This is a genomic window from Streptomyces sp. NPDC031225, from assembly GCF_055570355.1.
On sequence record NZ_JBVIHJ010000029.1, the window covers coordinates 45,100 to 71,836 of the forward strand.

Consider the following 26,737-nt stretch of genomic DNA (forward strand, 5'->3'; position numbering starts at 1 on the left):
GGCGGCGTGACGGAGACGAGGATCCAGCGGGTGGTGGCCGACCGCGTCCGGCGGTGGCTGCACGTGCTGCGCGAGGACCTGTGCACACTCCGGGCCGATCCGTTGCCCCCTTCGGTGTGGCTGCGCTGGCTGCCGCACGGCGTGGTGTGCCTGGTGGCGGTGGTCATCACGGTGAGCGGCATGGCGGAGCTCTATGACAACGGGCACCTGGGCTTCACACTTGCCTTCCTGATCGGCGTCGCCCATGGCGCTGCCGTCGCGCTCGCGCTGTGGCGGCCGATTCCCGCATGGTGGCTGTCGATCGGTGCCACCGTGTCCGGAGCCATCGCACTGCACGGCCGACTGGCCATGGAGCCGGGGATCACCTTCACCTGGCCCTGGACCACGGCCGGGATCATCGCGCACCTCTTCGTCCTGTTGCTCGTCGGGCTGCGGGTACCCACTCGGGTGTCCGCCGAGGTGCTGACGATCACCGTGCTGGTCACCTACGTCCTCCAGGGCGTGTGGGGTGCGTCGAACTACCAGTCCACCGGGGTCGTCGCCCTCTGCCTCTCCGCGGTCGTCGTGGTCCTCGGCACAGCCCTGCGAGGCCGCCGCGAGGCCCGCGCGGAGCTCGGCCGGCAGACCACGCTCACCGCGGAGGAGCGGGCCCGCCGCACCCTCCTGGAGGAGCGCAGCCGTATCGCGCGCGAGCTGCACGACGTCGTCGCCCACCACATGTCCGTCATCTCGATCCAGGCGCAGGTGGCCCCGCACCTCGTCGAGAACCCGTCCGAGGAGCTCCGGGAGAACCTCGCCGGCATCAGGGAGAACGCGCTGGAGGCACTGACCGAGCTGCGCCGGGTGCTGGGCGTGCTGCGCTCCGAGGACCCCGACGCCCCGGACCCCGTGGACCGGCCGGGCACCGGGACCGCCCCGCACACCCCGCAGCCCACCCTCGACCGGCTCGACGCGCTGGTGGAGAACATCCGGGCGGCCGGACTGAGCGTCCAGGTCGACGTACAGGGCACACGGCGGCCGTTGCCGTCCGGTGTGGAGCTGTCGGCGTACCGGATCGTGCAGGAGGCCCTGAGCAACGTCCTGCGTCACGCGCCCGGCGCGACCGCCTCCGTCAGGCTCGTGCACTATCTGCACGGGGTGGACGTGCGGATCGCCAACTCCCGCCCCCTGCGCAGCGTCGCGGCCTCACCGGGCGCGGGGCACGGACTGCTCGGCATGCGGGAGCGGGCCGCGATGCTCGGCGGCACCCTGCGTGCGGGCCCCCTGCCCGACGGCGGCTACGAGGTGGCCGCGTATCTTCCGACGTCGCCCCCGGGCGGCCCCGACCAGGCCAGTGACTCCAAGGACGGCACCGTATGACGAGCAGCCCCATCCGTGTACTGATCGCCGACGACCAGCAGATGGTCCGGCAGGGCTTCAGCGTGCTGCTGGGTGCCCAGCCCGGCATCGAGGTGGTCGGGCAGGCGGTCGACGGCCTGGACGCCATCGCCAAGGTCGCCGAACTCGTCCCGGACGTGGTCCTCATGGACATCCGCATGCCCGAGCTGGGCGGCATCGAGGCAACCCGCCGCATCACGGGCGAGCGCCCGGAGATAAGGGTCCTCGTGCTGACCACGTTCGACCTCGACGAGTACGTCTACGAGGCGTTGCGGGCGGGTGCGTCCGGGTTCCTGCTGAAGGATGCCTCCGCGGAGCAGCTCGCGGAGGCGGTGCGGGTCGTGGCGGCCGGGGACGCGCTGCTCGCGCCCGGCATCACCCGCCGGCTGATCGCCGAGTTCTCCCGCCTCGACGACCGGCCCCGGGCCCCCCTCAAGAGCCGGGTGGGCGAGCTGACCGAGCGGGAGACGGAGGTCCTCGCCCTGATCGCGCAGGGACTGTCGAACGCGGAGATCGCCTCTCGCCTCGTGGTGGCCGAGCAGACGGTGAAGACCCACGTCGGCCGCATCCTGGTGAAGCTCGGCCTCAGGGACCGGACACAGGCGGCGGTGTTCGCGTACGAGTCGGGGCTGGTGCGGCCCTCGGGGTACTGACCCGCTGTACCCGTAGTACTTGAGGGGGAGGCGGAAGGACCCCTCTCACTGGTGACGACGTGGACCCCGGCTCACACCTACCGTTTTGAACGTGACCGAGACGACCGAGACTCATATGACACTTCCGCAGTACGGCAGCGGGGAGTACGACGCGGACGAGCCCCGCAGCCCGGAGCTCAGGGTCGCCGTGAAAGCCCTGCGCGGGCTGCGGCACGACCTGGTCGGCGAGGCCTTCGCCTACCGGCCGCTGCTCCCCAGCCGCCTCGACAAGGGGCTCTCCCGCCAGCTGTCCGGCCGGCTGCGGGAGTACGCGGCCTGGACACCCCATGCGCTGATCACCGCGGCCGGGCTGCTCTCGATGCTCATCGCCTCGGACAACTGGGGGCAGGACGCGGTCACCAACTTCTTCGTCGGTGTGCTCGCCGTCGTTCCGGTCCTGCTGACCATGGTGCGGCCGGTGCTCGCCTTCTGGCTGTCGTTCGGCGGGACCGCGCTCACCTACCAACTGCTGAACGGCGCGAGCGACGAGTGGCCGTGGATGGCCGGCAGTTTCGCCAGCCACCTCGTGGTGCTCACGGTGGTGGCCATCCGTACCCGCCCGCGCACCGCGGCCTGGATGTGGCTGCTGACCGGGGTGTACGGCCTGCTCTGGGAAAGCCTCCCCAACGGGGTGCACTACTACCGCTCCAACACCATGGAGCTGCTGTTCGTGTCGGCCCTGCCGCTGCTCGCCATCACCGTCTGGCACATACGCCGGGACGCCGAGCAGACGGTGACCGCCCAGCAGACGGTGACCGCGCACGAGCGTTCCCGCCGCACGCTCCTGGAGGAGCGCACGACCATCGCGCGCGAGCTGCACGACGTGGTGGCTCACCACATGTCGGTCGTCGCCATCCAGGCGGAGGCCGCGCCCTACCGGGTGGAGAACCCGCCCCCGGAGCTGGAGAAGGCGTTCGCCACCATCCGGGAGAACGCGGTGGCGGCCCTCACCGAGCTGCGCCGAGTCCTGGGAGTGGTCCGCGCCGAGGACTACGAGGCGCCCGACGCCCCACAGCCCACCCTGGCCGACCTGGACGCGCTGCTCGCCAATGTGCGGGAAGCCGGTCTGATCGTCGACAAGGCGCTGACCGGAGCGGTGCGCGAACTCCCGCAGGGCGTCGAGCTGTCGGCGTACCGGATCGTCCAGGAGGCCCTGAGCAACACCCTGCGTCACGCCCCCGGGGCGAGCGCGCGGGTCGAGATCGGGTACGTTCTCGGCGGCCTGGGCCTGCGCATAGTCAACGGCCCGCTGCCCTGGTCGTCGCTGGTGAAGCCCTCGCCCGGAGCGGGGCACGGCATCACCGGCATGCGGGAGCGGGTCTCCATGCTGAACGGCGAGATGACGGCGGGCCCCACGGACGAGGGAGGGTACGAGGTGACGGTGTTCCTGCCGGTGCCGTTCAGTGACGGGGACGCGGCATGACGATCCGGGTCCTGGTCGCGGACGACCAGATGATGGTCCGCGAGGGCTTCTCGGTGCTGTTGAACGCGATGCCGGGTATCGAGGTGGTCGGCGAGGCCGTCAACGGCCGGGAGGCGGTGGACCGGGTCCGTGAACTCGCCCCCGACGTGGTGCTGATGGACATCCGTATGCCCGAGCTGAACGGCATCGAGGCGACGAGGGAGATCGTCGCGGCGGACGGCTCGGCGAAGGTTCTGGTCCTGACGACCTTCGACCTCGACGAGTACGTCTATCAGGCGCTGCGCGCGGGAGCCTCGGGCTTCCTCCTGAAGGACGCCTCGGCCCGTCAACTCGCCGACGGAGTAAGGGTGGTGGCCTCCGGCGAGGCACTCCTCGCGCCCTCGGTCACCCGGCGCCTGATCACGGAGTTCGCCAAACTCTCCGAGTCCCCCCGCCTCGTCCCCTCGGCCCACACGGCCTACGGCGACCTGACCGACCGCGAGACGGAGGTACTGATCCTCATCGCCCAGGGCCTGTCGAACTCCGAGATGGCCGAGCGCCTGATGGTCGCGGAGTCGACGATCAAGACCCACGTCAGCCGAGTTCTGGTCAAGCTGGGTCTCAGGGACCGGACCCAGGCGGCGGTGTTCGCGTACGAGGCTCGGCTGGTGACGCCGGGCTGACGACCCGACCCGGTGAGGACGGGCGCACGGTGACGCTCAAGGTGGCGATTGGAGCTTTTGGGCCAGGTTTGGGGGTTGCTGCCAGGCCTTATGGGGGCCGTGGGTGTCCCCAACCCTCCAGTCCCCACGACGGCCTGGGCAGTCCGGCCGACTCAGGCGGCGGCCAGTTCGCACCAGACGTACTTGCCTCGGTTGCCGTTTCTGGACGACGGCTGCCAGCCCCACAGGTCGGCGCAGGCGCGGACCAGGGCGAGGCCGCGGCCGTTCTCGGCGTCGGTGAGGTGGGCCAGCGGGCCCGGTGGCTCGGGCGGCCCGGGGTCCGCGTCCCACGCGCCGAGGCGGAGGGTGCCGGGAGGCGACCAGCGGATCCGTAGGGCGGCGGGGCCCTTGGTGTGGAGCACGGCGTTGGAGACCAGCTCGGTGGCGAGGAGCTCCGCCGTGTCGACCAGGGTGATCAGGCCGTGCATGGTCAGGATCAGGCGGAGGGTGCGGCGGCAGACGGTGACGGCTCGGGGGTCGTTGGGGATGTGGAGCACGTACTCCCAGGGTTCGGGCATGCGGCAACTCCGTTCGGGTGGTGGGGGGTTGCGGTCGGCCGGCGGTGGCAGTGTCGCGCCCGTCGTGGCAGGACGGGGCGGTGCGCTTCCGGTACCCCGGGGTTCCGCAGTGTGTGCGTCGCGTCACCGACGGTAGAGCAACAATTGTTCCTGGGGTAAGTGATTGGCTACCCTGACGCTCCAAAGAGGCATGGCGACAGGGCCGTTGAGGAGGGTGCATGGCGCCGAGGAGTCACGCCACGGCACGGCAGCTACGACTGGGTGCAGAGCTGCGTCGACTGCGGGAGGCGGCGGGCCTGAAGGCGCGTGAGGTGGCTGGGTTGCTGAACTCGACCTCAACACAGATAAGCCAGGTGGAGCTGGGCTTCGCAGGCGTCAGCGAGGAGCGGGTCCGGCGCCTCGCGGCTCACTACGCCTGCACCGACGAGGCGTTGATCGATGCCCTCGTGGCCATGGCAACCGACCGTACGCGTGGTTGGTGGGAGGAGTACCGGGGGGTGCTGCCTTCGGTGTTCCAGGACACCGCCGAGGCCGAGCATCATGCGACCTTCCTGCGGGAGGTCGTGATCACGTACGTTCCAGGGTTGCTACAGACCGCCGACTACGCCCGGGCGGTCTACACGTACGTGCATCCCGGTCTGCCCGAGAGCGAGTTGACGCCTCGGGTGGAGCACCGGATCAGGCGGCGCGCTGTCATCGAGGGTGACGATCCGACGCCGTACGAGACGCTCATCCACGAGTTCGCGCTCCGTACCCGTGTGGCGGACCGCAGCGTCTGTCGTGCTCAACTGGAGCAGATCCTCGATCAGATCGAGCAGGGATATGCCACCGTGCGGGTCATTCCGATCGACCAGGACGGCTTTGGCGGTGCCGGGATCTCGATGATGTACGTCGGTGGCCCCGTGCCCCGATTGGACACCGGCCTTCGGGACGCTCCCACCGGAGTCGCGTTCATCGACGCGGAGGCTCAGCTGAAACAGCTTCGAACACTCTTCCTTAAGATGCAGGCAGCGTCGCTGGAACCCGTTGCGTCGCGGGACTTCATCCACCGCCTGAAAAAGGAGCTGTGATGCACTGGCGTAAGTCCACGCACTCGGGTGGCGGCGACGGCGACACCTGCGTCGAGATCGCCACCCTCCTCGCCCGAATAGCCGTTCGCGACTCCAAGGCCCCCTCCCGTGGCTCGCTCTCCTTCCCGGAGGCGTCGTTCACCGCCCTGATCGACCACCTGAAGGAACACCCCTGGTCAGACGCCCCCATCAGCGGCTAGCGTCCCCGCATGACCGCCTTCGATCCCTGGGACCCGGCCTTCCTCGCCGACCCGTACCCCGCCTACGCCGAGCTGCGTGCCAAGGGCCGGGTGCAGTACTTCGAGCCGACGAACCAGTGGCTCGTCCCGCACCACGCGGACGTCTCCGCGCTGCTCAGGGACCGCAGGCTCGGGCGGACGTATCAGCACCGGTTCACGCACGAGGACTTCGGGCGGACCGCGCCGCCCGCCGCGCACGAGCCGTTCCACACGCTCAACGACCACGGGATGCTCGACCTGGAGCCGCCGGATCACACCCGGATCCGGCGACTGGTGTCGAAGGCGTTCACGCCGCGTACGGTCGAGCAGCTCAAGCCGTACGTGACGAAGCTGGCCGGCGAGCTGGTGGACCGGCTCGTCGCGGAGGGCGGCGGCGATCTGCTCACCGATGTGGCCGAGCCGCTCCCCGTCGCGGTGATCGCCGAGATGCTGGGCATCCCGGAGTCGGACCGGGCGCCGCTTCGGCCCTGGTCGGCCGACATCTGCGGGATGTACGAGCTGAGCCCGGCGGAGGACGTGGCGGCGAGGGCGGTGCGGGCGTCGGTCGAGTTCTCCGAGTACCTGCGGGAGCTGATCGCCGAGCGGCGCGAGGAACCCGGGGACGATCTGATCTCGGGGCTCATCGCCGCCCACGACGAGGGTGACCGGCTCACCGAGCAGGAGATGATCTCCACCTGCGTCCTGCTGCTCAACGCGGGCCACGAGGCCACCGTGAACGCCACGGTCAACGGCTGGTACGCCCTGTTCCGCAACCCGCAGCAACTGGCCGTCCTGCGCGCGGACCACTCCCTGGTCCCGCGGGCCGTCGAGGAGCTCATGCGCTACGACACCCCGCTCCAGCTCTTCGAACGCTGGGTGCTGGACGACATCGAGGTCGACGGGACGACGATCCCGAGGGGCGCCGAGATCGCCATGCTCTTCGGCGCCGCCAACCACGACCCCGCGGTGTTCCAGAACCCCGAGCACCTCGACCTCACCCGCTCGGACAACCCGCACATCTCCTTCAGCGCCGGTATCCACTACTGCATCGGCGCCCCCCTGGCCCGTATCGAACTGGCGGCCTCCATGACGGCCCTGCTGGAGAAGGCCCCGACGCTGACCCTGGCGGCGGAGCCGCAGCGCAAGCCGAACTTCGTGATCCGCGGACTGGAGGGGCTGCGCGTCGACACCGCGTCCCGCGGCTGACCGGGCGAAGTGATTCCTCAGGCTGCAACGGCCGTTACTCAGGCTGCAGTTGAGTACGCGTGCTCATACCCGGCGCTCGCTGCGCGACCAGTATTGGACGCACGGCGCCGCCAAGAGCGCCGATGGGATCCAACTGAACCTGCGGGGGAATTTCTCATGTCGCGTCGTATCGCTGTTTCCGTTGCTGCCGGTGTCGTCGTCCTCGGTGGTGCCGGTGCCTTCGCCTTCGCCTACGCCGGGGACCAGTCGCCGGCGCTGGCGCACAGCACGGCCCGCTACACGGCTCCCGCGGCCGACCGTGACGGTTCGTTGAGCTTCACCACCGATGTCACGGCGTCCTCCGACGTCAAGAGCGTGAAGGTGCTGGCGTGGCCCGCGAACTCGTCCTTCGCGAAGAAGGGGCTGACGGCCAAGGACATGGCCAATGTCGAGTCGGCCGTCTGCAAGCCCTCGGGCGGCGACAGCGAGCGGTGCACCTACAAGGCCGCCGTCACCCGCGCCGACGCCGAGGACTCCCCGCGCGGTCTGTGGCACGTGGCCGTCCTGGTCACCGCCAAGGACGGCGCCACGACCCTGGACACCAAGGCCGCCGACTTCACGGTGGCCTGATGGCGCGGGCAAAGCTGCCCGGTCAGTCCTCGCGGGGCCGTCGTCGGCCCACCAGCCGCACCAGCAGGGTGAGGACCAGAAGCGGCAGGAAGGCTCCGGCCAACACCATGAACGGCAGTTCCGTGAGCAGGACCGTGGGATCCATGCCCTCGTTCTCGAAGCTGCCGCCCAGGCGGCGTTGGGTGCGGGGTGTGGACAGCCACAGCGCCGGGGCCGTGATCGCCCCCGCCGCCGACAGCGCGCAGCCCCCGCAGGTCAGGCCGTCCGCATTCCACTTCATGACGGGAGGGACGCGCGGGCCCGGGCCTGCGGTTCAGGTCGTCAGGTCCCGTCGTCGCAGTCCCGCGAGGCCTCCTGCCACCAGCACCGCCGCGAGCGCGAGCAGCACCAGCACCGGTCCCCACTCCATCCCGCCGCCCGGCAGCTTCGGCAGGTGGCCGAAGGGGGAGAGGTCCAGGACCGGTTGGGGGACGTCCAGGGCTGGGCCCACCCAGCCGATCAGCAGCACCGCCCCGGCGACTCCCCAGGAAAGGGGAGCCAGCCGTGGGGCCAGGCCGTACAGCAGGACCGCCAGTCCGCCGACCACCCACACCGCGGCCACCTGCACCAGGCACGCGCCCAGGACCGGGCCGACCTCCTTGCCGTAGCCCACGGCGAGGCCGAGGCCCGCGAGCAGCATGATGAGCACCGCGCCGCCGAAGGCGATCACAAGGTGCCCCAGAGCCCACCTCAGCCGCCCCACCGCGTTCGCCAGCAGTGGTTCCGCCCGCATCGAGGTCTCCTCGCCGTGCAGTCGCAGTACCGACGCGACGACGTACAGCGCGGCCACCAGCCCCAGCATCCCGGTCATCGAGGCGAGGAAGGCATCCGTGATGCCGGACTGCCCGCCCATCCGCTCGAAGATCTCGCGGGCCTTCTCGTTGTCGCCGACCAGGCCGGCCACGCCGTCGGTGAGGCCGCCGTAGACCACCCCGGCGAGGAAGAAGCCGATCGACCAGCCGAGCACACTGCCCCGCTGGAGCCGCCAGGCCAGGGCGCCCGCCGTGCCCAGCCGGCCGAAGGGTGGTCCCGGGCGCGTCGCCACGAAGCTCATGCCCGCGTCCCTGCGGCCCGCCAGCACATAGGCCAGCACGCCCTGTGCCGCGATCGCCGCTGCGAACAGCCCCAGTACCCACCAGCGTTCGCCCGCGAAGGCACGCAGCTGCGACAGCCACCCGAGAGGCGACAGCCAGGTCAGGACGGACGAGCCTCCCCCAGAGCCGAAAGCCTGGGAGGTGCCCCCAACCGACGCCGAGTCGCCCGCCGCCCGCAGTGCGAAGGCCGTGCCCAGCACGCCAGCGGTCAGCCCCCTCGCCAGCCGCGCGCTCTCCGTCAGCTGCGCCACGATCGCGGCCATGGTGGCGAAGAGCATCCCCACGGCTCCGAGGCCGAGACCGAACGCGACTGCTCCCGCGGTGCCTTGGCCCGCCAGACCCGCAGTCACCAGCAGCGCCAGCACCCCGCTCGCCACGGCCGCCGCCAGCAGCGCCGCCGTCAGCGAGGCACGGCGGCCCACCGCCCCCGAGGCGATCAGCTCGTGCCGGCCACTCTCCTCCTCGTCACGGGTGTGGCGTACGACGACCAGGAGACCGGTGACGGCGGCGAGCGCGCCCGCGTAGACGCCGACGCGCCAGGCGGTGAGGGCGCCGAGGGAGTCGTCGAAGACGGGGCCGATCAGCGCGCGCAAGGAGGAGTTGGTGGCTACCTGGTGGAGCAGGTCGGTGCGCTCGGCCTCGGTGCCGTACAGGCCCCTGAGGGTGTTCGGCATGGACAGGACCATGAGGGCGTTCACCGCCACCCACACCGGGATCATCAGCCGGTCGCGGCGGAGGTTGAAGCGCAGCAGCACTCCCGTGCCCGCGAGGGAGGTCATGACGCGGCCCCCTCCTCCTGGTAGTGACGGAGGAACAGTTCCTCCAGCGTCGGAGGTGTCGACGTCAGCGAGCGCACGCCCGAGTCGGTCAACTGCCGTAGCACCGGGTCGAGTTTGTCCGTGTCCACCTGCAGCCGGACCCGATTGCCCTGTACGTCGAGGTCGTGGACGCCCGGCAGCCGCGCCAACCCGTTGGGGGCGCCCGCGAGTTCGGCCGTGATGCTGGTCCGGGTGAGGTGGCGCAGCTCGGCCAGTGAACCCGACTCCACCGTGCGGCCGCGCCGGATGATGCTGACGCGGTCGCAGAGTTCCTCGACCTCGCTGAGGATGTGCGACGACAGCAGGACGGTACGGCCGCGGTCGCGCTCCTCCTCGACGCAGCGCCGGAAGACCGCCTCCATCAGCGGATCCAGGCCCGACGTCGGCTCGTCCAGGATCAGCAGGTCCACGTCCGAGGCGAACGCGGCGACCAGGGCGACCTTCTGGCGGTTGCCCTTCGAGTAGGTGCGGCCCTTCTTCGTGGGGTCCAGCTCGAAGCGTTCGACCAGCTCGGCGCGGCGCGCCGGGTCGAGGCCGCCGCGGAGACGGCCGTACAGGTCGATGACCTCGCCGCCCGACAGGTTCCGCCACAGCGTCACGTCCCCGGGGACGTAGGCGATGCGTCGGTGCACCTCGACCGTGTCCGTCCACGGGTCGCAGCCCAGCACCTGCGCGGCTCCGGAGTCGGCGCGCAGCAGGCCGAGCAGGACGCGGAGGGTGGTGGACTTGCCGGCGCCGTTGGGGCCGAGGAAGCCGTGCACCTCACCGGTCTCGACGTCCAGGTCGAGGCCGTCGAGGGCGTGGGTGCCGCCGAACGACTTGTGGAGTCCGGAGACGCTGATTGCCTTCGTCATACTTCGGAACGTACGCTTCTTTCAGAAATTTGTGAAGTTAAGGAAGTGTATGAAGCCCCGTTAGGGTGGTGGCCATGACGGATGCGGTGGGGCGTGACCAGGAGGCGGTCTCGAAGTTCGTGGAGAGCTTCGCCGCACAGCTCGTCGAAGCCGGGATGCAGCGCATGCCGGCCCGGGTCTTCGCCGCGCTCCTGTCCTCCGACGAGGGCACCATGTCCTCCGCCGAACTGGGCGAGCAGCTGCGGATCAGCCCCGCCGCGGTCTCCGGTGCGGTGCGCTATCTCGCTCAGACGCACATGGTCTCGCGCGAGCGGGAGCCCGGTTCACGCCGCGAGCGCTACCGGGTGCACGGTGACCAGTGGTACGAGGCCCTGACCAACCGTGAGGCAGTCCTCAAGCGGTGGGAGGTCGCCCTGCGCGAGGGTGTCAGCAGCCTCGGCGCCGACACGCCCGCGGGACGCCGTATGGCCGAGACGCTCGCCTTCTTCGAGTTCGTCGAGGGCGAGGTCGCGGCCATGATGGAGCGGTGGCGGGTGCACCGCCAACAGCTTTTCGGCGACTAGGAGTTGAGGGGCTACCGCTCCTTGGTCTCCTCCAGGACCGTCCGCCCCAGCAGCAGATACCGTTCCGGTGAGCGTCGCTTCAGGTACTGCGCGTACCCGATGCCCAGTGCCGCGACCGCCGCGACCAGCCACGGCGTGGCCTTCAGGACGAGGGAACCCGACTCCGTACCGGCCGCAGCTCCCATGTTGGACACCAGCAGGACGACCACGGCGAGCATCGCGACACCGCCGACCAGCGGGGCGGTGAACGTCTTGAACCAGTGGCGGCTCTCCGGGTGGTGCGTGCGGAAGTACGCCAGCACCGCGAAGGAGCACACGGCCTGGACGATCAGGATCGCCATGGTGCCGAGGATGGCGAGCAGGACGTACGTGCCGTTGTACGGGTCCTTGCCCGCCGCCGCGAAGGCGAGGAGCAGGAGTCCCGTCACGACGGTCTGCACCAGGCCCGCGATGTGCGGCGAGCCGTGCCGGGCGTGGGTGCGGCCGACCGTGTTCTTCAGCGAGGGCAGGACGCCCTCGCGGCCCAGCGCGTACATGTAGCGGGCGGCGCAGTTGTGGAAGGCCATGCCGCAGGCCAGCGAGCCGGTGATCATCAGCCACTGCATGACGTCGACGGCCCAGTGGCCGACGTACTGCTCGGTCGGCCCGAAGAAGAGCTGGAGGGGGTTGGCGGTGGCGACCTTGACGGCGTTCGACTCGCCGGTGCCCGAGATGGCCATCCAGGAGACGAACACGTAGAAGACGCCGACGCCGAGGACGGAGATCATCGTCGCCTTGGGGATGATCTTCTTCGGGTTGCGGGACTCCTCGCCGTACATCGCCGTCGACTCGAAGCCGACCCACGACCAGAAGGCGAAGAAGAGGCCGAGTCCGGCGGAGGTGCCCTTGAAGGCGTTGACGGGGTTGACCGGGTCGAGGCTGAAGCCGTTCGGGCCGCCGCCGTGGAAGGCGACCGAGATCGCCATCGCGGCGAGGATCGTCACCTCGGTGGCGAGCAGGACGACGAGGAGCTTCTCGGCGACCGAGATGCCGAACCAGGTGCCCATCGCGTTGATCGCGAGCATCAGGATCGCGAACGCCCACCACGGGATGTGGAGCCCCGTCTGGTCCTTCAGCGTCCCCGTCGCGAACGTGGAGAAGATACCGATGAGCGCCGGTTCGAAGACGACGTACGCGAAGGTGGCGAGCAGTCCCGAGGCCAGGCCGACGGTGCGGCCGAGGCCGTAGGAGATGAAGCCGTAGAAGGCGCCCGTCGAGGTGATGTGCTTCGCCATCGAGGTGAAGCCGACGGAAAAGATTGCCAGGACGACCATTGCGACGAGGTAGCTCGCCGGGGCCCCGATGCCGTTGCCGGAGGACACCATGAAGGGCACGTTGCCGGTCATGGCGGTGATCGGCGCGGCGGTCGCCACGGCCATGAAGACCACCCCGAGCAGGCCCACGGCGTTGGCCTTCAGTCGGTGGACCGAGCCGTCCCCGTCCGTGTCCGTCGCCGGGGCGACTCCTTCGTCCACTGCCATCGGATGGCCCCTCTCCTTGCCCGTTCACTGTGTGTCGAACCGGAACTCTGTAGGCCGAATGAGTCGAGCAAGGGTCTCGGGGCGTTAAAAGTTTGTCAACCAGACCTTTAGAAATCTGGCGGCAACACGTGGCTCGTAGCGTCGCCGCATGAGCTATTCGTCCGTGCTCGGTGGCCGACACCACCGCTTCGAGAGCCTCGCCCGTCTGCTCGCCGCCGCGAGCCCCGAACGCTCCGGTGACCGCCTGGCCGGACTCGCCGCCGCGTCCGAACAGGAGCGGGTCGCCGCGCGCTGGGCGCTCGCCGAGGTACCGCTCGCGGACTTCCTCGCCGAGCCGCTGATCCCGTACGAGGCCGACGACGTGACCCGGCTGATCCTCGACACGCACGACGCGGCGGCGTTCGCGCCGGTGGCCTCGATGACGGTCGGCGGGTTCCGTGAGTGGCTGCTGTCCCAGGCGGCGTCCGCGGAAACGCTGGCCGCCGTGTCACCCGGGCTCACGCCCGAGATGGTCGCGGCGGTCTCCAAGCTGATGGGCAACGCGGATCTGGTCGCCGTGGCCCGCAAGGTCAGCGTGGTCACCGCGTTCCGCTCGACGATCGGACTGCCGGGGCGGCTGGCGACCCGGCTCCAGCCCAACCACCCCACCGACGACCCCGCGGGCGTGGCGGCGGCCCTGCTGGACGGCCTGCTCCTCGGCTCAGGCGACGCCGTCATCGGCATCAACCCGGCCACCGACAGCCCCAGGGCCGTACGGGACCTGCTGGAACTCCTCGACGGGGTGATCGGGCGGTACGAGATCCCGACCCAGTCCTGCGTGCTGTGCCATGTCACGACGAGCGTGGACCTGATGGAACGCGGCGCCCCCGTCGACCTGGTCTTCCAGTCGATCGCGGGCACCCAGGCGGCCAACGCCTCCTTCGGGGTGACGCTGGGTCTGCTCGACGAGGCGTACGAGGCGGCGCTGAAGCTGGAGCGGGGGACCGTCGGCACCAACGTCATGTACTTCGAGACCGGGCAGGGCAGCGCCCTTTCGGCGGACGCGCACCACGGGGTCGACCAGCAGACGGTGGAGGCACGGGCGTACGCGGTGGCCCGCCGCTACGACCCGCTGCTCGTCAACACCGTGGTCGGCTTCATCGGGCCGGAGTACCTCTACGACGGCCGGCAGATCCTGCGCGCCGCCCTGGAGGACCACTTCTGCGGCAAGCTGCTCGGGCTGCCGATGGGCCTGGACATCTGCTACACGAACCACGCGGACGCCGATGACGACGACGTGGCGACCATGCTGACCATGCTCGGCGTGGCCGGCGCGTCCTTCGTGATCTGCACGCCGGGCGGCGACGACATCATGCTCAACTACCAGTCGGCCTCTTACCACGACGCCCTGTACCTCCGTGAGGTCCTGGGCCTGCGCCCGGCACCGGAGTTCGAGAACTGGCTCGCCTCGATCGGGCTGCTGGACGAGCGGGGCGGCATCCGCGAGGTCTCCGGAGAGATCCACCCGTTGACGGCGATCGCCGGACGGGAGTCGGCGGCGTGAGCGAGATGACCGTGCAGGCAGACATGACGGATACGGCCGTACAGGCGGAGGGAGTCGGTGGCATGACCGAAGTGGCCGTACAGGCAGGTGAGTTGTGGGCCGAGCTACGGCTGCGCACGCAGGCCAGGATCGGTCTCGGCCGGGCCGGCTCCGCGCTTCCCACCCGGCACCGCCTCGAACTCCAGGCCGCCCACGCGGCGGCCCGGGACGCGGTGCACTCGCCGTTCGAGCCGGACGTCATCGCGGCGGGGCTGGCGGGTACGCCGACGGTACGGGTCCGCAGCGCGGCGGCCGACCGGCTCACCTACCTCCAGCGGCCCGACCTGGGCCGCCGCCTCGATCCGACGGACCGTGCGCACCTCCCGGTGGGGGAGTGGGACGTGCTCTTCGTCGTCGCCGACGGGCTCTCCAGCCGGGCGGTGCACGAGCACGCGGCGGCGGTGGTGCGCGGGACGACGGCCCGCCTCGGGGACTGGCGCGTCGCCCCGGTCGTCCTCGCCGAACAGGCCCGCGTGGCCCTCGGCGACGACGTGGCGGCGGCGATGGGCGCGGCGATGGTGGTGGTGCTGATCGGCGAACGCCCCGGCATGTCGGCGGCGGACTCCCTGGGCGCGTATCTGACGTACGCGCCGAAGCCGGGGGTGACGACCGACGCCGACCGTAACTGCCTGTCCAACATCAGGCCGCCGCTGGGACTGTCGTACGAGGGCGCGGCGGCGAAGCTGGCGGGGCTCATGGGGCGGGCACGGGAGCTGGGACGCACCGGCGTGGAACTCAAGGACAACAGCGATCACGGTGAGGCGGTCGAGCGCCTGCCCTGAGCAGCCCTGGGGCGGCCACCCTGAGCAGCCGTCCCGGAGGGCTCACCGCCTCTGCTCTGACGCGCCCCGCGAAGCTCACCGCGACCGCCGTGACCGCCCCGCGGAGCTCACCGCGACCGCCGTGACCGCCCCGCGGAGCTCACCGCGACCGCCCTCACCCGTCCCGGTCCGTCCCGGTCCATCCCGTCCCGCGGAGCTCACCGCGGGACCGTGAGTCGCAGTGCCCCCTCCCGTACCACCCAGGTCCGTCTCCGTACCGGTCCCGCCACCCCGGTGTCCGCCCGGTAGCGGAAGTCCGCCCCCGTGACCGTCACCGTCCTGCCGGAGGCAAGCAGCGGGGACGCCTCCGCGCCCACCGACAGCGGCCGCACCTCGACCGAGGCCAGGCCGTTGCCGGAGCCCGGGGTGACCGACACCGCTTCCAGCGGCTGGTCCAGGTCCACCAACATGACGCCGTCGACCTCCACCCGCAGATGGGCGGGGCCGGGAGCCGGCACGAACGGCTCCCGGGCGGGCCGGGCCGGCACCAGGGTCCGTACCAGCGACTGGTAGGTCCGCAGCCAGGGCCGTCCGGCCTCCGTCGCCCCGGCGGGCTCCGGGATCCACAGGGGCGGGATGCGCAGCGTGCCAAGCACCACCCCGTCGCTGTCGTCGACCAGCAGGTCAAGCCGCCGCTCGGCGCCGTCCAGCACCGCCCGCGAGGCCGCCACCGCCCCCGTCGGCAGCCCCAGTGCGCGGGCGACGCCCAGCATCGGGCCCACCGGCACCATCGACAACACACATTGCGCCAGTTCCCGCTGCCGGTGCAGCAGTACCACCGCCCGCATCAGCGCGCGGTCGTCACCGACCACCACCGGCCGCCGGGAGCCGCGCCGGGCCAGTGCCCGGGCGAATTCCTCGGGCCCCTCCGGCAGGCACACCTTTGTCGCCGCACCCGCGCTGAGCACGTCTTTCACGATCCGTACGGACTCGCCGTCGGTCTGCCGGGCGACCGGATCGATCACTACGAGCAGCTGATCGGAAGTCGCGGAAGTCGCCACCTCGGCCATGCCTCGCTTCCTCGGGTAGCATCTTTGTGCAAGAGCCCCTTGCGCTATTGCGCCAGGGGCTTCGTCTATTCCGGGGCATCCGGGTCCGACGGACAGCGGCCGACGACGGCCGTTGGTGCACGCGACGGTGAACCGTACGCGTACATCCCTGACCTTGGACATGCCCCGCCCGGAAGGGGTGTACGCGCGTGCCCGCACTTGTGCTGCTCGGTGCTCAGTGGGGTGACGAAGGCAAGGGAAAGGCGACGGACCTGCTAGGTGGGTCGGTCGACTATGTGGTGCGCTACCAGGGCGGCAACAACGCCGGCCACACGGTAGTCGTGGGCGATCAGAAGTACGCCCTCCACCTGCTCCCTTCCGGAATCCTGTCTCCGGGGTGTACCCCGGTCATCGGCAACGGTGTCGTCATCGATCCATCGGTCCTGTTCTCCGAGCTGAACGGACTGAACGACCGCGGCGTCGACACCTCCAAGCTCCTGATCAGCGGTAACGCCCACATCATCACGCCGTACAACGTCACCGTGGACAAGGTGACGGAACGCTTCCTCGGAAAGCGGAAGATCGGCACGACGGGGCGTGGCATCGGTCCTACCTACGCGGACAAGATCAACCGCGTCGGCATCCGCATCCAGGACCTGTACGACGAGTCGATCCTGACCCAGAAGGTCGAGGCGGCCCTCGACGGCAAGAACCAGCTCCTCACCAAGGTCTTCAACCGCCGGGCCATCGAGGTGGAGCAGGTCGTCGAGGAGCTGCTGGGCTACGCCGACCGGCTGAAGCCCTACGTCGCCGACACGGTCCTGGTGCTCAACCAGGCCCTGGAGCAGGACAAGGTCGTCCTGTTCGAGGGCGGCCAGGGCACGCTCCTGGACATCGACCACGGCACGTATCCCTTCGTCACCTCGTCGAACCCGACCGCGGGCGGTGCCTGCACCGGCGCCGGTGTCGGTCCGACGAAGATCAGCCGGGTCATCGGCATCCTCAAGGCCTACACGACCCGTGTGGGCTCCGGCCCCTTCCCCACGGAACTCTTCGACGCGGACGGCGACGCGCTGCGCCGCATCGGCGGTGAGCGGGGTGTCACCACCGGCCGTGACCGTCGCTGCGGCTGGTTCGACGCGGTGATCGCCCGTTACGCGACCCGCGTCAACGGCCTCACCGACTTCTTCCTCACCAAGCTCGACGTCCTCACCGGCTGGGAGCAGATCCCGGTCTGCGTGGCGTACGAGATCGACGGCAAGCGCGTCGAGGAGCTCCCGTACTCCCAGACCGACTTCCACCACGCGAAGCCGGTCTACGAGAACCTCCCCGGCTGGAGCGAGGACATCACGAAGGCCAAGACCTTCGCCGACCTCCCGAAGAACGCCCAGGACTACGTCAAGGCACTGGAGGAGATGTCCGGCGCCCCGATCTCCGCGATCGGCGTGGGCCCGGGCCGGGACGAGACGATCCAGGTCAACTCGTTCCTGTAAATCCCTTTTGTTCGTCAGCTGTTGGGCCGGTCATGGACATCCTTGACCGGCCCATGGCTTGCTCCTGGTTTCGCGCGCAACCGGCGGGACGCGACTATCTACGCGGGTAGTTCCCTCTCTCCTCCCTCGCCACCCCCAGGAGCCCTGCCATGCCCGTCAGTCCCATGAACCGCCGCGCGTTCGTGAAGAAGTCGGCCGTCACCGGGGCGGCCGTCGCCGCCGCGGGCAGCGTCGCGGCGGGGCCCGCCGAGGCCGCCGAGCAGCACCACAAGCCGGAGAAGAAGAACCGCACCTGGACGTTCTCCGTCCTCGGCACCACGGACCTGCACAGCCACGTCTTCGACTGGGACTACTACCTCGACAAGGCCTACAGCGACAAGACCGGCAACTCCGTCGGCGTCGCCCGGGTCGCCACGCTCATCAAGCAGCAGCGCGCGGCCAAGGGCGAGGAGCACGTGCTGCTCGTCGACGCCGGCGACATCATCCAGGGCACCTCCCTGGCGTACTACTTCGCGCGCGTGCAGCCCATCACCGACAAGGGCGCCCCGAAGCACCCGATGGCCGTCGCCATGAACCACATGCGCTACGACGCCGCCGCCCTCGGCAACCACGAGTTCAACTACGGCATCGAGGTGCTCCGCAAGTTCGAGAGCCAGTGCCACTTCCCGCTGCTCGGCGCCAACGCGCTGGACGCGAAGACGCTGAAGCCCGCCTTCCAGCCGTACACCGTCAAGCGGATCTGCGTCCCCGGCGCCCCCGACATCAAGGTCGGCATCCTCGGCCTCACCAACCCCGGTATCGCGCTGTGGGACAAGGACAACGTCAGCGGCAAGATGGTCTTCCCCGGCCTGGTCGAGCAGGCGAAGAAGTACGTGCCCCGGCTGCGCGCGCTCGGCTGTGACGTCGTCTTCCTCACCGACCACTCGGGCCTCGACGGTTCCTCGTCCTACGGCGACGAGCTTCCGTACGTCGAGAACGCCTCGAACCTCGTCGCCCAGCAGGTCCCCGGCATCGACGCGATCCTCGTCGGACACACCCACGTCGAGGTGCCGTCGTACACCGTGAAGAACGACGAGACCGGCGAGGACGTGCTCCTGTCCGAGCCGTACTGCTGGGGCTACCGGCTCAGCGTCTTCGACTTCGAGCTGGAGCTCGTGCGCGGTCAGTGGAAGGTGACCAAGAAGACCGCGCAGACCCTGAACCCCAACACGGTCGACGAGGACCCGGAGATCAAGAAGCTCCTGGAGGCCGACCACGAACTGGTCGTGAAGTACGTCAACACGGCCGTCGGCACCTGTACCGAGGACCTCTCGGCGGCGGAGTCCTGCTGGAAGGACGTCCCGATCATGGACTTCATCCACCAGGTCCAGATGGACACCGTCAAGGCGGGACTCTCCACCGCCGACGCCGCCCTCCCGCTCATCTCGGTCGCCGCGCCCTTCTCCCGCACCGCCGACATCCCCGCGGGCAGCGTCACCATCAAGGACATCGCCGGGCTCTACATCTACGACAACACCCTGTACGGCAAGAAGCTCACCGGCGCCCAGCTCAAGGACTACCTGGAGTACGGGGCGAAGTACTACCACCAGGTGCCGGCCGGCACCGCCGTGGACACCTCGACGCTGACCAACGCCAACAGCTTCTGGGACTACATGTACGACACCGCCGCGGGCGTCTCGTACGACATCGACATCGCGCAGGCGGAGGGTTCGCGGATCAAGAACCTGTCCTACAACGGCACTCCTGTCGCCGACGACCAGGTCTTCGTCGTCGCCGTCAACAACTACCGGGCCAACGGCGGCTCCGGCTACCCGCACATCGCGGCCGCCGACATCGCCTACAGCTCCACCAACGAGATCCGCCAGCTGATGATCGACTACGTGACGTCGAAGGGCGCCCTGGACCCGAAGGACTTCGCGGTCACCAACTGGAAGCTGACGCAGGGCGGTACGGCGGTGTTCTCCTGAGGCCGTAGGCCGCCGAAGCAGTCGTAGTCGTAGTCGCAGTCGTTGAAGTTTCGCCGACTGAAGGCGCGATAAGCGCAACCTGTCAGCAGGCCATGCTTATTTCTTCGATATGCGTCGCACATCTCCCAAAGGGGACGTGGCCCGGACGCGCGCGCATTGAACTGTCAACAATTTTGCTGGTAGTTCTCTCGTTCAGCGCGCGCGTCCCACCCAACCTCGTCCCCAGGGAGTGTTCGTGAGCAGGGAAAGAACCAGTCAGGCGCGCAAGCGGCGCACATGGCGGGCCGTGGCCGGAGTCGCCGCCGGTGTCGTCCTCGTCGGTGGTGGATTCGTGGCGGCGAACGCCGCGACCCCCGGCAACTCGAAGGCTGCGGCCCACTTCGCGGTGGACAAGAAGGCCACCGGTACCGCCGCCGTGGTCAGCGCCGCCAACGCGTTCCTCAACACGCTGGACTCCGACCAGCAGGCGGACACGGTCCTGGACTTCAGCCAGGCCAACGCGACCGCCTGGTCGAACCTGCCGTGCGGCGGCAGCTGCCGTCCCGGCATCCAGACCGGCTCGCTGACCGACGACCAGCTCACCGCCCTGCAGAACGTGCTGAAGGTGGCCCTGGGGTCCGGCAAGGACACCGGCTACGAGCACGTCATGCAGACCCTCGCGGCCGACGACGTGCTCGCCTCCGCGCAGAGCACCAGCTCCTCGTCCGCCGCCCCGACGGACGCCCCCTCGGCGGACCCGACGGCCACCTCCACGGCCACTTCCACAGCCACGGACGTTCCGACCGACGTCCCGACCGGCACCCCGCCCTCGGGCGGCCCCGGAGGCGGTGGCGGCGGTGGCGGATACGGCAGCGGCGTCTACTTCCTGGCGTTCCTCGGCACCCCCTCGGCGACCGGAACCTGGCAGCTGCACTTCGGCGGCCACCACCTCGCCGTGAACATCACCTACAAGGACGGCAAGGTCGCCGGCGCCAGCCCGTTCTTCAGCGGCGTCGAGCCCACCACCTGGACCGACGACGACGGCACCACGTACTCCCCGATGGCGAGGTTCCGCGACGGCCTGCTCAAGGTCACCGGCAGCCTGACGACCGAGCAGCTGGCCACCGCCAAGCTGTCCGAGTCCTTCGGTGACGTACTGCTCGGCCCGGGCAAGGACGGCCAGTTCCCGGCGACCAAGGAGGGCATCAAGGTCAGCACGCTGTCGGCGAAGCAGAAGAAGCTGGTCCTGGAGGCCATCCACCCCTGGGTCGCCAACGTGGACGACGCCACGGCGAAGAAGCTCATGAAGACGTACGAGCACGAGCTGAACCAGACCTACCTCAGCTACTCCGGCGGCACCGGTCTGGACACCCAGGGCGACTACGTCCGGATCGACGGCCCCAGCGTCTGGATCGAGTTCGTCTGCCAGGACGGCGTGGTCTACCGGGACCAGATCCACTACCACACCGTGTACCGCGACCACACCCGCGACTACGGCAGCGAGTTCTCCTTCTCATGACCGGACCGCGAAACTGGCTGACCACAGCGCTGCGCTGGGTTGCCGGGATCGCGATCGCGGTACCGGCGGCGCTCCTCCTCGGGGCGTCGCCGGCCGCCGCGCATCCGATGCCGCACTCCGTGGTCCGGCTCGACGTGTACGAGCACTCGGTCTCCGCCCGCCTGGAGATCCCCGTCGACGAGTTCGCGCGGGCCAGCGGGATCGACGTGTCCGAGAAGACGCTGACCGCCCGCACCGGCGCCGTCCGCGCCTACCTGGTGGCGCACATCCACCCCACCGCCACCGACGGCCGGACCTGGCAGGTCAGCATCGGCCGCCTCAGCCTGAGCCAAGCCGTCCAGACCGGCACCGGCACCTACCGCGAGCTGGCCGCCCGCGCCGAACTCACCCCGCCGGCCGGTGCCGACGTACGTCACTTCACCTTCGGCTACGACGCCGTCGTCCACCAAGTCATCACGCACACCGTGCTGGTGACGGTCCGACAGGACTGGGCGGCGGGGCAGGTCGACGGCGAGGGCACCACCCAGGTCGGGACGATCCGCGTCGACACCCGGACCATGAAGGTCCCGGCGCTCAAGGTCGATCTCGGCGCGGGCAGCGCCTGGCGGGGCTTCGTCGCCATGCTCGAACTCGGCGGCGACCACATCCTCACCGGCACCGACCATCTGCTGTTCCTGCTCATCCTGCTGCTGCCCGCCCCGCTCGCGGCCAGAGCCGGGCGCTGGGACGGACTGGTCGGCGCCAGAAGCGCCCTGACCCGCATCGGCGGCATCACGCTCGCCTTCACCGCCGGTCACTCCATGGCGCTGGCCGCCACCGCGCTCGGCCGCCTGGACATCCCCGGCCGGCCGGTCGAGGCGTTCATCGCGGCCAGCATCCTGGTCGGCGCGATCCATGCCGTCCGACCCCTCTTCCCGGGCAGGGAGGCGCTGGTGGCCGGGGTCTTCGGGCTCGGCCACGGCATGGCGTTCTCCTTCGTGCTCGCCGAAATGCAGCTGACCACAGGCCAGTTGGTGACCAGCCTCCTCGGCTTCAACCTCGGCATCGAACTCGTCCAGCTGCTGCTGGTCTGCCTCGCCCTGCCGTCGCTGCTCGTCCTCGCCCGGCTGCGGGTCCAGCCGGTGCTGCGGCTGACCGGCGCGGTGCTCACCGGCACGGCGGCCCTCGGCTGGCTCGCCGACCGCCTTGGCCTGCCCAACCCGGTTGCCCGGGTCGCCGACAGCGCCGGATCCCATACGGCGGTGCTGCCGGCCGCGCTGACTGCGCTCGCCGTGGCCGCGCTGGCCGCGACCGCCTGGACGCGGGTCGTCCGCAGGCGCACACGGCCCGCCGTGCCGGACGGCATACCGGCACACCCAGAAGCCCCCGCGTCGAAGCTCGCGGGCACGCCGTGAGCACGACGGGTCCCCGGCCGTCCGGCCGGGGACCCGCTCCGTTCACCGGTGCTCAGCAGCTGTTCGCCCAGATGTGGGAGTCACCCCGGTCGTTGGCGACGCCGTTGTAGCCGACCTCCTGGCCGGGGGCCAGACAGATGGTCATGGGGCCGAGCTGCTGGGCGGAGGCGTACACCTTGACGTGGTCCTTGATGCCGGGGCCGGAGATGCCGTGGTTCGCCCACGAGGAGTCCTGGTCGGCCATGTTCCCCTCCCACCAGCCGTCGTCGCCGGTCCACTCGATCTTCTGGCCCTGGAAGTTGGCGTCCGTCCACGCGCAGAAGTTCCCGCTGCCGCAGGCCGCCGCCTGGGCCGAGACCGAGGTGGCGAGGACGACTCCGGTGGCGAGCAGTCCGGCGGACAGGACGGCGATGAAGCGCTTCACTGGTTTCCTTTCGGGTGGGTGCCCGGGTGGCTGCCCGGGTGGGTTGTGCCCGGATGGGTGGTGCCGCCGCCCTTCAGCAGGGCGGTCGCTGTGGTGAGGGCATGGGCGCGCAGCCGTCGCCACTCCGCGATCTCCGCGCGGTGCGCGGCGCGGACCTCGGCGAGCGGACGGCCGGTCCTCGCGGCCTCGGGTTCCAGGTTGTTGACGACGACGGACGTACGGAACCAGCGGGCCTGGTCGCCGTAGAGCTTCTGCTGGGCTGCCGCGAGACAGCCGTCGGTGTGGGCGCGGACCGTGTAGCCGGTGGGCAGCCGGAGCGACAGCTCCGCCTCACCGGCGCCGAACAGGGCCTCGGACACGTGCTGTTGATCCGACGTCGCGGTGAGACCCCGACGGGTCAGGCAGTCGTCGGTGAGTTTGCGGGTGGCCGCCTTGACGACGTCGTCGGCGCTGGGCGCCGGGCGGGCCGTGCAGGCGGTGAGCAGAGCGAGGAGGACGGCCAGAGCCGTCGTCGTACGAGGACGCATGGGCGGATCGGTGGGCGGGTCAGCCGGCCTCGCAGCCCATCGTGGTGTCACTGACCCCGTCGAACTTCGTGGCCCAGGCCCAGTTGTCGGAGTAGTCGTCCGGCCGGATCGCCCGGTACAGACAGGCGCCGCCGCCCTGGAAGCTGATCGCGTACACCGTGCCGGGTGCGTGCGAGTCGAAGGAGTACGCGTGCCGCTTCACCCGGGGCTCCGCCTCCTTGTATCCGGGTGGCGCGTAGTCCCAGGCGCCGCCCGGTCCCATCTGCCCCGGCTCGGCCCAGAAGTAGACATGCCCCGGCGGTACGGCGGCCGCGTGTGCGGGCGGGGCGGCGAGGGGCATGAGGGCAGCGAGGAGGACCGGGATGATCAAGGCAGGGCGCATGCGCGCTGCATGCCCAGCCGATTGTGGGCGTATGCGGACATTCACCCGTTCAGTGGATCATCGTGCCCGGTGTCGGTGAGAGCGCCGGTGCCGATGGCGCACGAAACCCCGGCGTCCACAGGGCAGTTGGCTGCCGGGTGGACACCGGGGTGCGGCGCTTCGAGCCGTGGGGCTTCAGGCCGTGGGGTGCGGTCGACGGCCGCTGATGCTCCGGTACGCCGCCCCGAGCACCGCCGCGTTCACCACGGCGCCGGCGGCGATCCCGGCCCAGGCCAGAGCACCGGGCAGCATCACGAACAGCAGCGAGGCCGGGGCCGTGACCAGGAACGCCCAGACACCGGCGAGGCTCGCGTCGGCGTGCTCGACGAACAGTGCGTCCACACCGACCCAGCCGATGACAGCGGCCACGACGGCCAGGTAGCCGAGGGAGAGCGGGTTGAGGAAGAAGCGCGAGCCGGTCATCTGGACCCCCAGGAAGGCGTGTCGGAGCTTCGGGCCCCGCTTGTGGTCCCCACGATGCCGGGTGACGGGAGCCGCCGCCTGAGTAGCGGTACTCAACCTCCGGGACCGGGTACCCAGGCCCCCCGCTGTGCCCGGCCCCGCAGGGTGAACGTCCGTGCCGCGCACCCCGGCACACCCTCCCCGCCGTCGGCAGCCCCTCCGAACCGCGCTCGCCGTCCGACGCGCGGGAGGGGTCCACACAGGAACCCGCCCGCGCGGGCCGCACGCGCAGGCCGCGGCTCAGGTCCTCGCAGGGGATCGCCGTCCCTGTCACGGCCGTAGCGGACCGGGGGGCGGCCCAACTCGTAGGTGGAACTGACGTGTTCGCACGCGCGGGGGCGGTAGCGGCCAGGCGAGACCGCAGGCCGGATCGATCACCGTCCGTCTGTGGGTGGGAAGACCCCGTCCCGCCCACGAAGGCCGCGTCCGGGTTTGCCGGTCCGCCGCGTCGGCGGGGGCGGGCCGCACGCGCAGGTCGTGGCTCAGGGCGGATGCCTTGGCGAACGGTATGGAGGCACCCCCCGGGGCCAACGAGGGAGAAATGGTGCATATGGGAATACCCTGGGAGCGTGCATCGGCGTGTGTCGATCCGGAGAAGGTGAGTGCGATGCGCGTATTGCTCAAAGTGGTCATGGACACGGAGAAGGCGAACGAGGCCATCAGCCACGGCACCCTGCCGAAGCTGATCGAGGCGTCGCTGGAACAGATCAAGCCCGAAGCGGCCTACTTCACCGCCGAGAACGGCCAGCGCACCGCGTACCTGTTCTTCGACATGCAGGACAGCTCGCAGATGCCGGTGTTCAGCGAGCCGTTCTTCATGAACCTGGGTGCGAAGATCAGCTACACCCCGGTGATGAACTACGAGGACGTCCAGAAGGGGCTCTCCCAGCTGGGGCGTTGACCTCGGTTGACCTCAGCCGACCTCAGCTGAAGATGATCATCGAGCCCTGGGCGAGGCTCCTCGTCGCCGCCGCGTGCAGCCCCAGCCAGACATGGCGTTCACGGGCGAAGGGACTGGGGTCGTACGGCGCGGGCACGGCCGGTTCCTCCAGCTCCGTGGGAGCGCGCGGCGGCTCCGGCGGTGCCGGGGGATTGGCCGGATCGATACCGATCACCGGGGCCACGAGCTCCAGTTCCCGCAGCAGGGTCTGTGAGGAGCCCAACGGGCCGCCCCCCGCGAGGAGTTCGTCGTTGGCCAGCGGGTGCGGGAAGTCGACGGGGACGTACGCGCCCGCGTGGTCGTAGTGCCAGACCAGATGGGACTGCTGGGCCGTCGTCTCGAACATCTCCAGCAACTGCTCGTAGTCACCGCCGAGTTCGTCGACCGGGGTGACCGGGAGCCCGCAGACCTGGAGCAGATAGGCGCGCCGCAGGAAGTGCAGGGCGTCGTAGTCGAAGCCGGCCACCGGGGCGACCTCGCCGGCCAGGCCCGGCATGTACTGGTACACCGGCACCGGCGGCAACCCGGCCTCGGCGAGCACCTTGTTGTATTGCGCGAGTTCCTCGGCGAACGGGTTGTCCGGGGTGTGGCACAACACGTCGACGAGAGGCACCAGCCACAGGTCACAGGCCAAAAGACAGCTCCTCGGATACTCGCGGTGCGCGGATGTCATCACACGGTGGTCATGGCAGGGTAATCGGTGGGGCGCCGGGAGGGAGCCCGTCGTTGGGGAGTCGTATCGCAGTCGTATCGCAGTCGTAGGGACCGGGTGCAGGACCCATACCCGTGCGGGACGCGCTCAGTCGGCGGTGGAGCCCTCGATGAGGGTCAGATAGTGGCCGTTGTAGGTGGTGAGGAGTTCGCGGGCGGTGGCGGTGTCGCGCGCGTGGAGGGCGTCGGCGATCTCGGTGTGCCCGGACCACAGGCTGCCGCGCAGATCGGTGAACCGGCGCAGATGCTGGACCGTGCACACCCAGGTCTGCACCCGCAGCCGGTGCAGGAAGTCGGCGAGGTAGGTGTTGCCGAACAGGATGCTCAGCTCACGCCAGAAGCGCAGGTCGTAGCCGATCAGTACGGTCAGCTCGCCCGCCACGGCGGCCCGCCGGGCCTCCTCGCCGCGTCGCCGTACGCCCGCGACGGCCGCGGCGGTACGGGGCTCGTCGAGCTGCTGGAAGATCCGGTGCCCGGCGTCGAGCGCCTGGAACATGCCGTCCGTGACCAGGCTGCGGGCCTCGATCATGCCCCGGAAGTCGGCGAGGGAGTACTCGTGCACATGGAAGCCGCGGTGCTGGTCGGCCTCCAGGAGCCCCTGCGCGGACAGGTCGACGAGTGCCTCGCGGACCGGGGTCGCGGAGACGCCGTACTGCTCGGCGATCTCCTTCACCGTGAACTCCTGGCCCGGCTGGAGCCGGCCGGCCAGCACCTCGTCGCGCAGTGCGTCCGCGATCTGCTGCCGCAGCGTGCTGCGGGTGACGGTACCGCTGCCAGTGCTGCCGGGCATCGTCGGGGCGCCTCCC

28 protein-coding genes are annotated in these 26,737 nt (G+C 70.1%); 16 read left to right on the top strand and 12 right to left on the bottom strand.

Going from position 1 to position 26,737, the window contains the following annotated elements; genetic code table 11:
• The first annotated feature begins 6 nt into the window (after positions 1-6).
• From ACZ48Z_RS37275 to ACZ48Z_RS37290, 4 genes are all read left to right on the top strand, one after another.
• Positions 7-1,359, top strand: coding sequence for a sensor histidine kinase (locus ACZ48Z_RS37275; protein ID WP_468740336.1), 1,353 nt, complete (start codon positions 7-9; stop codon positions 1,357-1,359).
• Positions 1,356-2,030, top strand: a complete 675-nt coding sequence (locus ACZ48Z_RS37280) for a response regulator (protein WP_468740337.1) — start codon at positions 1,356-1,358, stop codon at positions 2,028-2,030. Before ACZ48Z_RS37275 ends, ACZ48Z_RS37280 begins: the two co-directional genes overlap by 4 nt.
• A gap of 91 nt (positions 2,031-2,121) precedes the next feature.
• Complete coding sequence (locus ACZ48Z_RS37285) at positions 2,122-3,492, top strand: histidine kinase (RefSeq protein ID WP_468740338.1); 1,371 nt, start codon at positions 2,122-2,124, stop codon at positions 3,490-3,492.
• Positions 3,489-4,154 carry a response regulator transcription factor gene (locus ACZ48Z_RS37290; protein ID WP_468740339.1) on the top strand — a complete coding sequence of 222 codons (666 nt, stop codon included), beginning with the start codon at positions 3,489-3,491 and terminating at the stop codon, positions 4,152-4,154. The genes ACZ48Z_RS37285 and ACZ48Z_RS37290 overlap by 4 nt, the downstream gene beginning before the upstream one ends.
• Before the next feature lie 152 nt (positions 4,155-4,306).
• Here the strand turns inward: ACZ48Z_RS37290 and ACZ48Z_RS37295 are convergent, their stop codons facing one another.
• Complete coding sequence (locus ACZ48Z_RS37295) at positions 4,307-4,711, bottom strand: ATP-binding protein (protein ID WP_468740340.1); 405 nt, start codon at positions 4,709-4,711, stop codon at positions 4,307-4,309.
• Positions 4,712-4,929: 218 nt separating this feature from the next.
• Between ACZ48Z_RS37295 and ACZ48Z_RS37300 the strand changes: the two genes are divergently transcribed.
• The 4 genes from ACZ48Z_RS37300 (at position 4,930) to ACZ48Z_RS37315 (ending at position 7,814) form a co-directional block, all read left to right on the top strand.
• Positions 4,930-5,781 (top strand): helix-turn-helix domain-containing protein, encoded by an 852-nt coding sequence (locus tag ACZ48Z_RS37300; protein ID WP_468740341.1) that lies wholly within the window; start codon positions 4,930-4,932, stop codon positions 5,779-5,781.
• Complete coding sequence (locus tag ACZ48Z_RS37305; protein ID WP_468740342.1) at positions 5,781-5,981, top strand: DUF397 domain-containing protein; 201 nt, start codon at positions 5,781-5,783, stop codon at positions 5,979-5,981. Before ACZ48Z_RS37300 ends, ACZ48Z_RS37305 begins: the two co-directional genes overlap by 1 nt.
• Before the next feature lie 9 nt (positions 5,982-5,990).
• On the top strand, positions 5,991-7,205 hold the full coding sequence (locus tag ACZ48Z_RS37310) for a cytochrome P450 (protein WP_468740343.1): 1,215 nt from the start codon (positions 5,991-5,993) through the stop codon (positions 7,203-7,205).
• Between the two features lie 156 nt (positions 7,206-7,361).
• Entirely contained in the window at positions 7,362-7,814 is a 453-nt protein-coding gene (locus ACZ48Z_RS37315; RefSeq protein WP_468740344.1) for a DUF5707 domain-containing protein, read from the top strand.
• A 22-nt stretch (positions 7,815-7,836) separates the two neighbouring features.
• Here ACZ48Z_RS37315 and ACZ48Z_RS37320 read toward each other — a convergent pair whose 3' ends face one another.
• Genes ACZ48Z_RS37320 through ACZ48Z_RS37330 form a run of 3 tightly spaced genes read right to left on the bottom strand, consistent with a single transcriptional unit; the run spans position 7,837 to position 10,619 of the window.
• Complete coding sequence (locus tag ACZ48Z_RS37320) at positions 7,837-8,094, bottom strand: hypothetical protein (protein ID WP_468740345.1); 258 nt, start codon at positions 8,092-8,094, stop codon at positions 7,837-7,839.
• Between the two features lie 33 nt (positions 8,095-8,127).
• Positions 8,128-9,726, bottom strand: a complete 1,599-nt coding sequence (locus ACZ48Z_RS37325; protein WP_468740346.1) for an ABC transporter permease — start codon at positions 9,724-9,726, stop codon at positions 8,128-8,130.
• On the bottom strand, positions 9,723-10,619 hold the full coding sequence (locus tag ACZ48Z_RS37330; RefSeq protein WP_468740347.1) for an ABC transporter ATP-binding protein: 897 nt from the start codon (positions 10,617-10,619) through the stop codon (positions 9,723-9,725). The genes ACZ48Z_RS37325 and ACZ48Z_RS37330 overlap by 4 nt, the downstream gene beginning before the upstream one ends.
• A 74-nt stretch (positions 10,620-10,693) precedes the next feature.
• Here ACZ48Z_RS37330 and ACZ48Z_RS37335 point away from each other — a divergent pair, with 74 nt between their 5' ends.
• Positions 10,694-11,182: a GbsR/MarR family transcriptional regulator gene (locus ACZ48Z_RS37335; protein ID WP_468740348.1), complete on the top strand. Its 489-nt coding sequence runs from the start codon at positions 10,694-10,696 to the stop codon at positions 11,180-11,182.
• 11 nt (positions 11,183-11,193) lie between these two features.
• Here ACZ48Z_RS37335 and ACZ48Z_RS37340 read toward each other — a convergent pair whose 3' ends face one another.
• On the bottom strand, positions 11,194-12,702 hold the full coding sequence (locus tag ACZ48Z_RS37340; RefSeq protein WP_468740349.1) for an APC family permease: 1,509 nt from the start codon (positions 12,700-12,702) through the stop codon (positions 11,194-11,196).
• Between the two features lie 148 nt (positions 12,703-12,850).
• On the opposite strand from ACZ48Z_RS37340, the gene ACZ48Z_RS37345 reads away from it, so the two are divergent.
• Both ACZ48Z_RS37345 and eutC read left to right on the top strand, forming a co-directional pair.
• A complete protein-coding gene (locus ACZ48Z_RS37345; RefSeq protein ID WP_468740350.1) occupies positions 12,851-14,245 on the top strand; it encodes an ethanolamine ammonia-lyase subunit EutB in 1,395 nt (464 codons plus the stop codon).
• Positions 14,246-14,307: 62 nt separating this feature from the next.
• A complete protein-coding gene (gene eutC / locus ACZ48Z_RS37350; protein WP_468740420.1) occupies positions 14,308-15,066 on the top strand; it encodes an ethanolamine ammonia-lyase subunit EutC in 759 nt (252 codons plus the stop codon).
• A gap of 197 nt (positions 15,067-15,263) precedes the next feature.
• Here eutC and ACZ48Z_RS37355 read toward each other — a convergent pair whose 3' ends face one another.
• A complete protein-coding gene (locus tag ACZ48Z_RS37355; RefSeq protein WP_468740351.1) occupies positions 15,264-16,115 on the bottom strand; it encodes a diacylglycerol kinase catalytic domain-containing protein in 852 nt (283 codons plus the stop codon).
• A 188-nt stretch (positions 16,116-16,303) separates the two neighbouring features.
• Between ACZ48Z_RS37355 and ACZ48Z_RS37360 the strand changes: the two genes are divergently transcribed.
• From ACZ48Z_RS37360 to ACZ48Z_RS37375, 4 genes are all read left to right on the top strand, one after another.
• The gene (locus ACZ48Z_RS37360; RefSeq protein WP_468740352.1) at positions 16,304-17,587 is read left to right on the top strand and encodes an adenylosuccinate synthase; all 1,284 of its coding nucleotides are present in this window, start codon (positions 16,304-16,306) and stop codon (positions 17,585-17,587) included.
• 149 nt (positions 17,588-17,736) lie between these two features.
• On the top strand, positions 17,737-19,554 hold the full coding sequence (locus ACZ48Z_RS37365; RefSeq protein WP_468740353.1) for a bifunctional metallophosphatase/5'-nucleotidase: 1,818 nt from the start codon (positions 17,737-17,739) through the stop codon (positions 19,552-19,554).
• A 235-nt stretch (positions 19,555-19,789) separates the two neighbouring features.
• A complete protein-coding gene (locus ACZ48Z_RS37370) occupies positions 19,790-21,052 on the top strand; it encodes a DUF3500 domain-containing protein (RefSeq protein ID WP_468740354.1) in 1,263 nt (420 codons plus the stop codon).
• Positions 21,049-22,446 (top strand): HupE/UreJ family protein, encoded by a 1,398-nt coding sequence (locus tag ACZ48Z_RS37375; protein WP_468740355.1) that lies wholly within the window; start codon positions 21,049-21,051, stop codon positions 22,444-22,446. The genes ACZ48Z_RS37370 and ACZ48Z_RS37375 overlap by 4 nt, the downstream gene beginning before the upstream one ends.
• Positions 22,447-22,498: 52 nt before the next feature.
• On the opposite strand, the gene ACZ48Z_RS37380 is transcribed toward ACZ48Z_RS37375, so the two are convergent.
• The 4 genes from ACZ48Z_RS37380 to ACZ48Z_RS37395 all read right to left on the bottom strand — a co-directional run bounded on the left by ACZ48Z_RS37380 (position 22,499) and on the right by ACZ48Z_RS37395 (position 24,241).
• Entirely contained in the window at positions 22,499-22,870 is a 372-nt protein-coding gene (locus ACZ48Z_RS37380) for a peptidase inhibitor family I36 protein (protein ID WP_468740356.1), read from the bottom strand.
• Complete coding sequence (locus ACZ48Z_RS37385; RefSeq protein WP_468740357.1) at positions 22,867-23,397, bottom strand: hypothetical protein; 531 nt, start codon at positions 23,395-23,397, stop codon at positions 22,867-22,869. The genes ACZ48Z_RS37380 and ACZ48Z_RS37385 overlap by 4 nt, the downstream gene beginning before the upstream one ends.
• Before the next feature lie 19 nt (positions 23,398-23,416).
• Positions 23,417-23,779 carry a hypothetical protein gene (locus ACZ48Z_RS37390; RefSeq protein ID WP_468740358.1) on the bottom strand — a complete coding sequence of 121 codons (363 nt, stop codon included), beginning with the start codon at positions 23,777-23,779 and terminating at the stop codon, positions 23,417-23,419.
• Between the two features lie 174 nt (positions 23,780-23,953).
• Positions 23,954-24,241, bottom strand: coding sequence for an SCO4225 family membrane protein (locus tag ACZ48Z_RS37395; RefSeq protein ID WP_468740359.1), 288 nt, complete (start codon positions 24,239-24,241; stop codon positions 23,954-23,956).
• A 646-nt stretch (positions 24,242-24,887) separates the two neighbouring features.
• Here ACZ48Z_RS37395 and ACZ48Z_RS37400 point away from each other — a divergent pair.
• Positions 24,888-25,181 carry a hypothetical protein gene (locus ACZ48Z_RS37400; protein ID WP_468740360.1) on the top strand — a complete coding sequence of 98 codons (294 nt, stop codon included), beginning with the start codon at positions 24,888-24,890 and terminating at the stop codon, positions 25,179-25,181.
• 22 nt (positions 25,182-25,203) lie between these two features.
• Here the strand turns inward: ACZ48Z_RS37400 and ACZ48Z_RS37405 are convergent, their stop codons facing one another.
• Together ACZ48Z_RS37405 and ACZ48Z_RS37410 are read right to left on the bottom strand one after the other, a co-directional pair.
• Positions 25,204-25,854, bottom strand: a complete 651-nt coding sequence (locus tag ACZ48Z_RS37405; protein ID WP_468740361.1) for a hypothetical protein — start codon at positions 25,852-25,854, stop codon at positions 25,204-25,206.
• A gap of 165 nt (positions 25,855-26,019) precedes the next feature.
• Positions 26,020-26,721: a GntR family transcriptional regulator gene (locus tag ACZ48Z_RS37410; protein ID WP_468740362.1), complete on the bottom strand. Its 702-nt coding sequence runs from the start codon at positions 26,719-26,721 to the stop codon at positions 26,020-26,022.
• Between the last annotated feature and the right edge of the window lie 16 nt (positions 26,722-26,737).